Origin of the sequence: Mycobacterium sp., assembly GCF_035499775.1 — a bacterium.
Lineage (GTDB): Bacteria > Actinomycetota > Actinomycetes > Mycobacteriales > Mycobacteriaceae > Mycobacterium.
The window spans coordinates 1-12,998 of the sequence record NZ_DATJYB010000239.1; the positions used below are offsets into that span (position 1 = coordinate 1).

At 67.2% G+C, this 12,998-nt stretch carries 6 protein-coding genes and 1 riboswitch; of the genes, 4 read left to right on the top strand and 2 right to left on the bottom strand.

What is annotated here, in order from left to right; all coding sequences use genetic code 11:
- Both VML93_RS15915 and pks2 read right to left on the bottom strand, forming a co-directional pair.
- Nucleotides 1-594: condensation domain-containing protein (locus VML93_RS15915; RefSeq protein ID WP_325612048.1), on the bottom strand; the 594-nt coding region annotated here is incomplete at its 3' end.
- Between the two features lie 58 nt (nt 595-652).
- Entirely contained in the window at nt 653-6,925 is a 6,273-nt protein-coding gene (pks2, locus tag VML93_RS15920; RefSeq protein WP_414686368.1) for a sulfolipid-1 biosynthesis phthioceranic/hydroxyphthioceranic acid synthase, read from the bottom strand.
- Between the two features lie 288 nt (nt 6,926-7,213).
- Between pks2 and VML93_RS15925 the strand changes: the two genes are divergently transcribed.
- The 4 genes from VML93_RS15925 to ileS form a co-directional block, all read left to right on the top strand.
- Nucleotides 7,214-7,792 carry a carboxymuconolactone decarboxylase family protein gene (locus VML93_RS15925; RefSeq protein ID WP_325612051.1) on the top strand — a complete coding sequence of 193 codons (579 nt, stop codon included), beginning with the start codon at nt 7,214-7,216 and terminating at the stop codon, nt 7,790-7,792.
- A gap of 30 nt (nt 7,793-7,822) precedes the next feature.
- Nucleotides 7,823-8,950 (top strand): nitronate monooxygenase family protein, encoded by a 1,128-nt coding sequence (locus VML93_RS15930; protein WP_325612053.1) that lies wholly within the window; start codon nt 7,823-7,825, stop codon nt 8,948-8,950.
- A 123-nt stretch (nt 8,951-9,073) separates the two neighbouring features.
- Nucleotides 9,074-9,244: riboswitch (M-box (ykoK) riboswitch) on the top strand.
- 288 nt (nt 9,245-9,532) lie between these two features.
- Complete coding sequence (locus VML93_RS15935; RefSeq protein ID WP_325612054.1) at nt 9,533-9,763, top strand: Rv1535 family protein; 231 nt, start codon at nt 9,533-9,535, stop codon at nt 9,761-9,763.
- Nucleotides 9,764-10,082: 319 nt separating this feature from the next.
- The coding region (gene ileS, locus VML93_RS15940) for an isoleucine--tRNA ligase (protein WP_325612056.1) at nt 10,083-12,998 on the top strand (2,916 nt) is incomplete at its 3' end.

The following is a 12,998-nucleotide window of genomic DNA, read 5'->3' on the forward strand; positions in this document are numbered from 1 at the left end:
GCCACCGTCCATCAGGGCGTCGTACATCGCCCGAAGCTCCAAGAATATGATCCCGAGAAACGTTGCGTCGAAATGGAGATGGTCAATGCTGACGCACAGCGTGAAGTGGTCGTCGCGCTGAATAATGGCAAACCTGAAGCAATCCCACTCCAGCGGGCTTGGCGTACTCAAAATGTAATCTTGCCATTGCCGTGGTGTCATCTCGCCCTGTTCGACGGGAATGAACTCGATGTCGGCGGGATCGTCGAGCGTGTGCCGGATAATGCACTTGTTATCACTGAATTCGAACCAGCTGCGATAGGTGTCGTGCCGGCGCAGGTGCGAGTTGATGGCATAGGTCATGGTCCGGATATCGCACTGACCGGACATGTCCAATGCCGTCACCAGCAAACGTGACATATCCAAGCCGCGGGCCGTCTGCTCGCGAAGGGCACGCAGATGCCGGGCCTGGATGTAGCTGGGCGGTACCGAACTTACCGGCGCTGCCTGGGCTTTCTTCAGCGATGCCGGTGACGCATGCCATTGCCACACCGAACCAGGGGCAGGAACCCAGCTATCAACGGTCTCCAGACCCAGATTGCCCAGGACAACCAACGCGACTCCTTTGGTTCAGCGCCTGGGGCCTAGGGTATTTGATGTGAGCTACTTGTCCTCATGTCGTGACCGGATCGTTTTCTATTAGTGCCAGCTTTCGACACAAATGATCCGCGAAATCCCGCACCGTGGTGATGTCGGTGGAACTGGAACGTATCCCGGTTTCGGTTTCGATCCGGGTGCGCAGCTCGAGATTCCCCAGTGAATCCAGGCCATATTCGGAAAGCGGGCGATCCGGGTCGACATTTCGCCGCAAAATCAGGCCGACCTGCTCGGAGATCAGGCGCCGAAGCCGGCTGGGCCATTCATCCGCAGGAAGCTCGGCGAGCTCGGCACGGAACTTGCCGCCGTCGGATCGATCGCTTTTGGACCGGAATCGTTCAGCGAACCGGCTGCGCCCGGCCAGCGACGTCAACCAGGGGGATCCGACGATCGGGGCATAGCCGCTGTAGGCGCGGTTGTGGCGCAGCAGTGCCTCGAACGCGTAGCCGCCCTCGTCGGGAGTGATCATCGTGGTGTCGCCGCTTTCGGCGAGGCCGGCGCCGCGCCCGATCTCGGCCCAGGCCCCCCAGGCGATCGCGGTCGCCGGCAGGCCCTGGGCCCGCCGCCAGTGGGTGAACGCGTCCAGCCAGCTGTTTGCCGCGGCGTAGGCGCCTTGACCCGCGGAGCCCAAGAGCGCGGCGGCCGAGGAGAACGAGCAGAACCAGTCCAGCGGCTGATCGGCTTCAACCTGCCGCAGGGCTTGGTGTAAGTGCCAGGCGCCGTGCACCTTTGGCGCCCAATCGCGCTCGATCAGCTCGCCGGTGATGTTGGTCAGCGTGGCGTCCTCCACGACCGCGGCCGCGTGCAACACGCCTCGCAACGGCAGCCCGGTCGCCGTCGCCGCTGCCACCAAGCGGTGCGCGGTTTCCGGCCGCGCGATGTCGCCGCACACCACAGCGACGTCGGATCCGGTAGCTCGCACGAGTTCGATTGTCTCCAGCACCTTTTGGTTGGGTGCCGATCGGGACGACAGCACGATGCGGCCGCTGCCGGCGGCGGCCATGTTCTCGGCCAGGAACAGCCCGAGGCCTCCCAGGCCGCCGGTGATGATGTAGGAGCCGTCGCGGCGGAACACCGGCGCCTGCTCGGGCGGCAGCACCACGGTGCGGCGGCCCCGGCGCGGGACGTCGAGGACCAGCTTCCCGGTGTGTTCGGCATTGCTCATCACGCGGATCGCGGTGGCCGCCTCGGCAAGTGGGTGACGGGTCATTTCCGGCATCGGCAGCGTGCCGTCCGCGGTCAGTCGGTAGACGCTGGTCAGCAAGTCCCGGATCTGGGCGGGGTGGCTGACCGACATCAGGCCCAGATCCACGGCGTAGAACGTCAGGTTGCGGCGGAACGGGAAAAGTCCCAGGCGGGTGTCGCCGTAGATGTCGCGCTTACCTATCTCGACGAATCGACCACCGAAGGACAGCAGCTTGATGCCGGCGCGTTGCGCCGCCCCGGTCAGGGAGTTGAGCACGACATCGACGCCCGAGCCGTCCGTGTCGCGGCGGACCTGCTCGGCGAACTCGCTGCTGCGTGAGTCGTAGACATGCTTAATACCCATGTCGCACAACAACTGTCGACGCTCCGGGCTGCCCGCGGTGGCGAAGATCTCGGCGCCCGCGGCACGTGCTATCGCGATTGCGGCTTGTCCGACGCCGCCGGTTGCGGAGTGGATCAGGACTTTGTCGCCGGCCTTGACGCGGGCCAGATCGTTGAGGCCGTACCAGGCGGTCGCGTGGGCGGTGGTCACCGCGGCGGCCTGCGCCTCGGTCAGGCCGGCCGGAATCGTGGTGGCCAAGCGGGCGTCGCAGGTGACGAATGAGCTCCAGCAGCCGGTGGGGGAGATGCCACCCACCCGATCGCCGACCCGATGATCGGTGACCCCGGGCCCGACGGCGGTCACCACGCCGGCGAAATCGGTGCCCAGTTCGGGCATCAGCCCGTCGAAGGCGGGGTATCGGCCGAACGCGACGAGGACGTCGGCGAAGTTGATGCTCGACGCGTGGACCGCAACCTCGATTTGTCCGGGACCCGGCGGCACCCGGTCGACTGCCGCAAGTTCCATGGTCTGCAGGTCGCCGGGCGTGCGGATCCGCAGGCGCACACCATCGTGCTCGTGGTCCACGACGGTGGTGTGCCGCTCCTCGGCGCGCAGCGGGGCCGGGCACAGACGCGCGATGTACCACTCGTCGTTGCGCCACGCCGTCTCGTCTTCTTCTGCGCCGGAAAGCAATTGGTCGGCCAGCCGGTTGGCGTCGGTGTGTTCGTCGACGTCGATGTGGGTGGCGCGCAGGTGCGGGTGCTCTGCGCCGATCACCCGCAGCAGACCGCGCAGCCCGGCCTGCTCGAGGTTGACGCAGTCGCTGCTCAGCACCGCTTGTGCCGCTGTGGTCACCAGGTATAGCCGCGCGTCGCCGGAGCTCGCGGGCAGCTCGCGGGCGACCCGGACGAGTTGCCGGACGCAATCGCTGCCGGTCGCGGCGTCTTGCACCGCGGCGTCGCCGCGCGGCGGGGCCAGCACCACCACTCCGGTCGATCCCGCGGAGTCGAGCTGAGCGCACAGTCGCTTCGCATACGTGCCGTGGGTAGCGTGTGGCGGCCAGCACATGGTCAGGCATCGCGCGCCGTGCGCCGTCAGCGCGTCGGCCAATCCGGTTGCCGCATCGGCCTTGTCGGAGATGCTGATCAGCAGCCATGTTCCGGGATCACCCGGATCGGGCAGCGCGCCCTGTTGCCACTCGACGGTAAGCAGTCGCTCGCTGAGCAGACGATCTCGATCGGCCGTCTCGGAGACGCCGGTGCCCATCAGCAGCCCGCGCACGACCAATACCACGGCCCCGTGTTCGTCCATCAGGTCGATGTCGGCCTCGACGTTGGTGCCGCACGCGGTCACCCGGGTCAGGCAGTAGCGGGCGTTGCGGGTCGAGGCGCAGACGCGCAGTCGGCGCACCCCCAGCGGCAGCAGCAGACCGCCATTACCCACCCCATGCACGGCAGGGTGCGCGGCAACCGACTGGAAACAGGCGTCCAGCAGCGCGGGATGCACGCCGTAACTGGCCTGCTGCGTGCGGATCGCGCCGGGCAGGCCAACCTCAGCCAGCACGGCGCTCACCGTCCCTTCCGGAACATGTGCCGCGCTCAGGCCGGTGAAAGCGGGACCGAACTGAACACCACGCTCGTCGAACCAGTCCCGCAACTCGTCGCCGCCGAGGCGGCGCGGATAGGCCGACAAGAGTCGGTCGATATCTTGGGCGCGAGGATGATTCGAGACATCTTCACCCGCTGGGGCATCCACGGCATGCAGCATCGCGGTGGCCCGCCGCACCTTTTCGCCGTGCAGGTCGGTGTGTACGGCGAAGGCAGCGACACCGGACGCCTCCACGGATGCGACGCTTCCGACGGCGGTCTCGTCGTCAAGCAGCAGCATCTCCTCGAAGCTGATGTCGCGCACTTCGGATCGCTCGCCGAAAACTCGGGCGGCCGCGGCCAGCGCCATCTCGCAGTAGGCGGCCCCCGGAAGTGCGGCCACGTTGTGGATCTGGTGGTCGCGTAGCCACGGCAGCGCCGCCGTCCCGACGTCGCCTTGCCAGGCGTGCCGCTCGGGTTCTTCCATCAGGCGTACGTGCGGGCCCAACAGCGGGTGTGCGGCAACGGCATTGGCCAGGTGAGTGTGGCGAGCCGCGGGATTTCCCGGGTCGGGTGCGAGCAACAGGCGCCGATTCGCCCACGCCGGCAGGGGCGCATCCACCAGCTGTCCGTCCGGATGCAGCACCGAGAAATCCACCGCGGCGCCCGCGCTGTGCAGCTCGGCGACCAGGTCGCGGACTCCGTGCGGCAGCGGTTGCTCGCGTCGCATGGCGGCCACCGCGGCGACCGGGATGTCAAGGTCGGCGGCGGTCTGCCGGACGGCGCGGGTCAGCAGCGGATGTGGGGACAGCTCGCCGAAAACCCGGTGCCCGTCCTGCAGGGCCGCGCGCACGGCGGTGCCGAACCGCACCATGTGACGAAGGTTGTCCGACCAGTAGCGGGCATCGCACGCCGGGCGTTCGCGCGGGTCGAACAGGGTCGCGGAGTAGTAGGGAAGCTCCGGCTTCATCGGGGCCAGGGGGGCTATGTCGGCCAGGACCTGGGTCAGCTCTGCCAGGATGGGTTCCACCTGCGGGGTGTGCGACGCCACGTCGACGGCCACCTCGCGGGCCATCACGTCACGCGCTTCCCATGCCGCGACAAGGTCGCGAACCGTCCGGGTGCCGCCCCCGATCACGGTGGATTGCGGAGAGGCCACCACGGCCACCACCACGTCCTTGATGCCGCGACTCGCCAGTTCCTCGCGCACCCGCGCAGCGGGCAGTTCCACCGACGCCATCGCGCCGATACCGGAGATGCGGGTACACAAGCGCGACCGGCGGCAGATCACGCGCACGCCGTCTTCCAGCGACAACGCTCCCGCGACAACGGCCGCCGCCACCTCGCCGAGGGAATGACCGATGACCGCGCCCGGGCGGACGCCGTGCGACCTCATCGCTGCCGCCAGCGCGACCTGCATGGTGAACAAGGTCGGTTGTACCCGGTCGATCTCGGTCACCATGGGGTCTGCCGTCATCGCTTCGGTGACCGAGAAGCCGGATTCCTGCGCGATCAACGGCTCGGCGGCGGCCACCGTCGCGGCGAATACCGGTTCGGTGGCGAGCAGGTCCGCGCCCATCCGGCTCCACTGCGAACCCTGTCCGGAGAACACCCACACCGGCCCGCGGTCGTCCTGGCCCACGGCGGCCTGATACGGCGTCTCGCCGTCGGCAACCTCCCGCAACCTCTCGACCAGCTCGGCGCGCGTGGTCGCGACCACGGAGGTACGCACCGGTCGGTGCCCGCGCCGGCGCGTCAGCGTGTAAGCCAGGTCGGGCAGCGCCACCGATCTGTTGACCGCGCGTTGGCCCAACCAGTCCGCCATCCGGCGTGAAGTCTGGCGCAACGCCGCGGCGGAGGTGGCCGACAGCGTGAACAACCGCTCGGCGGATGGGCCGGCGGGTTTGGCGCCGTTGGTCGCGGGCGCCTGCTCGAGGATGGCGTGTACATTGCTGCCCGACATCCCGTATGACGACACCGCGGCCCGCCGCGGTGCCGCGTCCTGGTTCCCCGGCCACAAGGTGATCTCCTGTGGCACAAAGAGTCTGGTGTCGATGTGCGCGAGCTCGTCGGGCAGTCGGGTGAAGTGAACCATGGGCGGCACGACACCGTGCTGCAGCGAGAGGACCGCCTTGACCAATCCCACTGTGCCGGCGGCGGCCTCCGGGTGCCCCAGATTGCTCTTGGCCGAGGCCAGCGCGCAGGGCCGGTCGATGCCGTAAACCGTCGCCAAGCTTGCGAATTCGATTGGGTCACCAACCGGGGTCCCGGTGCCGTGCGCCTCGACCATGCCTACGGTGCCGGCGTCGACGCCGGCCGCGGTCAGCGCCGCGCGATAGGCCAGCACCTGCGCATCGGCGGACGGGGTCGAAATGTTCTCGGTGCGTCCGTCCTGATTGGTTGCCGTGCCGCGCAGCACGGCTCGGATCGGGTCGCCGTCGCGCAGTGCATCCGGCAGCCGCTTGAGCAGCACCACGGCGCAGCCCTCGGAACGAACGAAACCATCGGCGGCAGCGTCGAATGCGCGACAACGCCCCGTCGGCGACAGCATTCCCAGCGCGGAAGCCGACGCGTACAGCTGCGGCTCCATCATGACCATGCAACCGCCGGCCAGCGCCAGGTCGCTCTCGCCGTCGTTCAGACTGCGGCAAGCCATATGCACCGCAAGCAGACTCGACGAGCACGCGGTGTCGACGGTCATCGCGGGACCGCGCAGTCCCATCGCATACGAGACTCGTCCCGAGCCCATGCTGAAGGGCAGTCCGGTGAACCCGTACGGGTCTTCCAGGGCATCGGCTTGCCCGGTGACAAACGAGTAATCACTGTGGGCCAGGCCCACGAATACTCCGGTCAGCGAGCCGTTCAGGGATGTCGGGTTGATCCCCGCGTGTTCCACGGCCTCCCAGGAAGTCTGAAGGAGCAAGCGGTGCTGCGGGTCCATCGCGATTGCTTCCCGCTCACTGATGCCGAAGAACTCCGGATCGAAGCCGGCGATGTCGTCGAGAAACCCGCCCCAGCGCGACACCGATCGACCGGGCACGCCCGGCTCGGGGTCGTAGTACTCGTCGGCATTCCAACGGTCGGCCGGGATCTCGGTGATCAGGTCGTCGCCTCGCAGCAAGGCGTCCCACAACTTGTCGGGGGAGTCGATGCCGCCGGGCAGCCGGCAGGACATGCCGATGACGGCGACCGGCGTGACAGGTGGCTTAGCCACCGTCACCCACCACCTTGCACCGGTGCTTTGCCCTGGGATTCCGCGGCGCCGCACCCAACCACGCTGAGCGCATCATTCAAGCCGATCTCTAATTCCTTAGGTGAACAGGAGGGTATCGGCTCGCTGCCCGTTCGAGAGCCAGCCACGCCGCGTGTGGCGCGACGACACAACGGATTTGCTGGCACGGTCGGCCCCAGAACGGCGCGGTGTCCCGCCAGGACAACGCCAGTACAGGGAATACTCATCACCATGACAACAGCCCGGGTGCCCCTGCTACCGATCGACCAGGCCAAGGCCGCCGCCGACGAGGCGGGCGTGCCCGACTACATGGCCGAGCTCAGCATCTTCCAGATGCTGCTCAACCACCCGAAACTGGCCGGGACGTTCAACGACATGCTCGCCACCCTGCTGTGGCACGGCAGTTTGGCGCCCAGGCTGCGCGAACTGGCCATCATGCGGATCGGCTGGCTCACCGGGTGCGACTACGAGTGGACCCAGCACTGGCGGGTCGCTTCGCGGCTCGGTGTGCCGGCCGAGGATCTGCTGGGGGTGCGAGATTGGCAGGGCTACAACGGGTTCGGGCCCGCCGAGCGGGCGGTGCTGGCGGCCACCGACGACGTAGTGCGCGACGGTGTGGTCAGCGCCGCGAGCTGGGCTGCATGTGAGCGCGAATTGCAGGGTGACGCAACGGTTCTGATCGAACTGGTGACCGCGATCGGCGCGTGGCGGATGGTCGCCTCGATACTGCAGAGCCTCCAGGTACCGCTGGAGGAGGGCGTGGCCGGTTGGCCGCCGGACGGGAAGTCTCCCCAGGCACCGAACGTGTAGCCACCCCACGCGCGGCGTAGCGTCGTCGAAATGCGAACCAGGGTCGCCGAAATGCTCGGCGTTGAGTTTCCGATATGCGCTTTCAGCCACTGCCGCGATGTGGTGGCCGCCGTGTCCAACGCCGGCGGCTTCGGGATCCTCGGCGCTGTCGCGCACAGTCCCGAGCGGCTGGAGAACGAGCTGACCTGGATCGAGGAGCAGACCTCAGGCAAACCCTACGGGGTTGATTTGCTGTTACCGCCCAAGTACGTCGGCGCCGAGCAAGGGGGGATCGACGCGGGGCAGGTCCGGGAGCTGCTGCCCGAGGAGCACCGCGCGTTTCTCGACGACATGCTGGTTCGCTACGGCATCGCCTTGCCGACGGATGGGCCGCGCGAACCGTCCGGGCGCGGCCTCAACATCTCGCCCAAGGGGTATGAGCCGCTGCTCGACGTCGCCTTCGGGCACGACATCCGCTTGATCGCCAGTGCGCTGGGGCCGCCGCCGGCGGACCTGGTTACGCGTGCCCACGACCAGAACGTGCTGGTCGCCGCGCTGGCCGGCACCACGCAACACGCGCGACGGCACGCGGCGGCGGGCGTCGACCTGATCGTCGCGCAGGGCACCGAGGCCGGCGGCCACACCGGCGAGGTGGCGACCATGGTGTTGGTCCCCGAAGTGGTGGATGCGGTTTCGCCGACCCCGGTGGTGGCGGCCGGCGGGATCGCCCGTGGCAGCCAGATCGCGGCGGCCCTGGCCCTGGGCGCCGAGGGGGTGTGGTGCGGATCGGTGTGGCTGACCACCGAGGAAGCCGAGACGCCCCCGGTGGTCAAGGACAAGTTCCTGGCTGCCAGCTCCTCCGATACCGTGCGGTCGCGGTCGATGACCGGTAAGCCGGCCCGGATGCTGCGCACCGCCTGGACCGACGAGTGGGAGCGGCCCGACAGCCCGGCCCCGCTCGGCATGCCGCTGCAGACCGCGCTGGTCAACGAGCCGCAAGTGCGCATCAATCAGGCCGCCAGCCACCCCGGCGCCAAGGCCCGTGAGCTGGCCACCTACTTCGTCGGACAGGTGGTCGGATCACTCGATCGGGTCCGGCCCACGCGTGCGGTGGTGCTCGACATGGTCGAGGAGTTCATCGAAACCATCAGCCGGCTGGAGGGCCTGGTCGAGCGGTAAGGCCAGCTCACGACCCCGCCACCTGAGGGGAACCTGTGGACCGACGTAAAAACCCGTAAAGATTCGGAAACGAGGTCGGGATCAGATTGACCGGGTCATGCCCGTCGTGCATCATTCTCACGGTAAGCACCTCGTTAGGTGAGGCGGCTACGCGAACATAGGCCACTGACCCCGAACGTCGAAAGACGCCCCGGGTCAGGACAGCTCCTCCCGGCTTAAGGGTTGAGCCCAGGTGGCTTCCGGGTTTACCGGACACGTCGTGTGGTGCCAAAGCTCTGACGAGAGGGGTGCGGATATCCGGCAGTCGCCGGTATTTCTGTCCTCCTTTGTGCAAGCAGATCGTGCGGATTAGCCGCGCGCGTCGTGACCGCGAGGAGGTGAGGGACGCATGAGTTCCAGTGATAGTCCGGGTCGATATCCGGGCTGTGTTTCGTCCCGATCCGGTCTCCGGCGCGACAGTCTCAGCTGAGCCGTCACACCTAAGATCCGCCTCCTTGGATCGGAACCGCAACGGGACGCGAACACGTCAGTCCATTTGTCCTCGTTTGTTTTCCGTCCTCATCTTCCCGTTTGGAGGCGATCATGACCGCTGCACTGCACGACGAACTAGTAACCACCCCCGCCGCGCCGAAGCTGCACATCGTGCGCGAGGGGTCGCCGATTCAGGCGCCCGCACCCAAGAAGGTGGCGCGTCGGCCCGAGAACCCCTTCGGTGACCCGCTGGTCGACGGGGCTGCCCGCTTGCTGAGCATTCCGCTGCGGCACGTGTACGCGGCGCTGTGGCGTATTGGCGTGCTCGAAGTCCAGGCCTAGTGCCATGGATTGTCCTCGAACGACGACTCCAAGGGGCTGCTTGACCGCAGGGGTCTCGCCTGTGGTCAAGCAACCCCTTGGAGGCCGTGGAGTTTTGGGCCGCGATCGGCGACGCTAGAATCTGTGCAACGGCGTCGATCCGGCCATCACCGGGGAGCCTTCGGAAGAACAGCTAACGCCCAGTAGAGCCGAACGGGTAGGCCCGTCACAGCCTGAACGAGTGGCCGTGCGTCAGCGCGGCAAGCGGGGTGGTACCGCGGCGCTCGCGCCCCCAAGCGCGTCGTCGTCCCCGTGCCTGAACCGATGGCACAGGAGACGGATGACCGACAGCGCCTACCCACTGACCGACCTGGGCGCCGACCAACGCGGCGGCTCTCCGGATCTTCCCGCGGTGGAAGCCCAGGTTCTCGACTACTGGTTCCACGACGACACCTTCCGCGCCTCCATCGCCGCCCGCGGGGACGCCCAGGAGTACGTCTTCTACGACGGGCCTCCGTTCGCCAACGGTCTGCCGCACTACGGGCACCTGCTCACCGGCTACGTCAAGGACATCGTGCCGCGGTACCGCACCATGCGGGGTTACCAGGTGGAACGCAGGTTCGGCTGGGACACGCACGGATTGCCCGCCGAACTCGAGGTCGAGCGCCAGCTGGGTATCACCGACAAGTCCCAGATCGATGCGATGGGAATCGCCGAGTTCAACGACGCCTGCCGCGCGTCGGTATTGCGCTATACCGACGAATGGCAGCAGTACGTGACCCGCCAGGCGCGCTGGGTCGACTTCGATCACGACTACAAGACTCTCGATCTCGGCTACATGGAGTCGGTGATCTGGGCGTTCAAGCAGCTGTGGGACAAAGGCCTGGCATACGAGGGCTACAGAGTGCTGCCGTATTGCTGGCGTGACGAGACCCCGCTGTCCAACCACGAACTGCGGATGGACGACGACATCTACCAAAGCCGCCAAGACCCCGCGCTCACAGTCGGATTCAAGGTGGTCGGCGGCCCGCTCGATGGTGCCTACCTGTTGGTGTGGACGACGACGCCGTGGACCTTGCCGTCGAACCTCGCGGTTGCCGTCAATCCTGAGGTGACCTATGTGCAGGTGCAGGCCGAGGGTCGTCGCTTCGTGCTGGCCGAGGCGCGGCTGGCCGCCTACGCCCGCGAGCTGGGTGTGGAGCCCGAGGTGCTGGGCAGCCACCGCGGCGCCGACCTGCTGGGCACCCGCTACCTGCCACCGTTCCCGTATTTCTACAGTCCCCAAGACTCGCCCAACGCTTTTCAGGTGCTGCCCGGCGACTTCGTGACCACCGAGGACGGCACCGGCGTCGTGCACATGGCGCCGGCCTACGGCGAGGACGACATGGTCGTGGCCGACGCGGCTGGGATCGCGCCGGTCACCCCGGTCAACGCCAAGGGCCGCTTCGACGCCACGGTGCCGGATTACCAGGGGCAGCACGTCTTCGACGCCAACGCGCCGATCATCCGCGACCTGAAGAACGGGACCGGCCCAGCGGCGGCGAACGGCTCGGTGCTGCTCCGTCACGAAACCTACGAGCACCCTTACCCGCACTGCTGGCGCTGCCGTAACCCGCTGATCTACCGCGCGGTGTCGTCGTGGTTCGTCAGGGTCACCGAGTTTCGCGACCGCATGGTGGAGCTGAACCAGCAGATCACCTGGTATCCCGAGCATGTCCGCGACGGCCAGTTCGGCAAGTGGCTGCAGGGCGCCCGCGACTGGTCGATCTCGCGAAATCGCTACTGGGGCACGCCAATCCCGGTGTGGAAGTCGGATGATCCCGCGTACCCGAGGATCGACGTATACGGCAGCTTGGACGAGCTGGAGCGTGACTTCGGGGTGCGACTGAACAATCTGCACCGGCCCTACATCGACGAACTCACCCGCCCCAACCCCGACGACCCCACCGGCAACAGCACCATGCGGCGCATCCCCGACGTGCTCGACGTGTGGTTCGACTCGGGTTCCATGCCTTATGCGCAGGTGCACTACCCGTTCGAGAACCAGGACTGGTTCGACAGTCATTACCCAGGGGATTTCATCGTCGAGTACATCGGGCAGACCCGTGGCTGGTTCTACCTGATGCACGTGCTGGCCACCGCGCTGTTCGACCGTCCGGCATTCAAAACCGCTGTGGCACACGGTATTGTGCTGGGCTCCGACGGGCAGAAGATGAGCAAGTCGCTGCGCAACTACCCGGACGTCTACGAGGTCTATGACCGTGATGGTGCAGATGCGATGCGCTGGTTTCTGATGGCCTCGCCGATCCTGCGCGGGGGCAACCTGATCGTCACCGAGCAGGGCATCCGCGACGGTGTGCGCCAGGTGCTGCTGCCGTTCTGGAACGCCTACCGCGTGCTGGTCCTCTACGCACCGAAAGTCGGCGCCTGGCGCACCGATTCGTCGCACGTGCTGGACCGCTACATCCTGGCCAAGCTGGCGATGCTGCGCGACGATCTGACCCAGGCGATGGAGGTCTGCGACATCTCCGGGGCTTGTGAACAGGTTCGCCAGTTCACCGAGGCGTTGACGAATTGGTATGTGCGACGGTCGCGTCCGCGATTCTTTGCCGAAGACGCCGACGCCATCGACACCCTGCACACCGTGCTCGAGGTCACCGCGCGGCTGACCGCGCCGCTGCTGCCGCTGACCACCGAGGTCATCTGGCGCGGTATCACCGGTGAGCGCTCCGTGCACCTGACCGACTGGCCGGAGTCCGGCGCGCTGCCCGCCGACCCCGACCTGGTCGCGGTCATGGATGAGGTCCGCGACGTGTGCTCGGCGGGTTTGTCGCTGCGCAAGGCCAAGAAGAACCTACGAGTTCGCCTGCCTTTGCCGAAACTCACTGTGGCAGTGGAAAATCCGGAGAAGTTGAGGCCGTTCGTCGACCTGATCGGCGACGAGCTCAACGTCAAGCAGGTCGAATTGACCGACGCGATCGACACCTACGGCCGGTTCGAGCTGACCGTCAACGCCCGGGTGGCCGGGCCGCGGCTGGGCAAGGACGTGCAGGCCGCCATCAAGGCGGTGAAGGCGGGTGAGGGCGTCGTCAACTCGGACGGCACCCTGACCGCAGGGCCCGCCGTGCTGCAGCCCGACGAGTACAGCTCCCGGCTGGTGGCCGCCGACCCGGAGTTCACCGCGGCGCTGCCCGGCGGGGCCGGTCTCGTGGTGTTGGACGGCACGGTCACTCCCGAGCTGGAGGCCGAAGGTTGG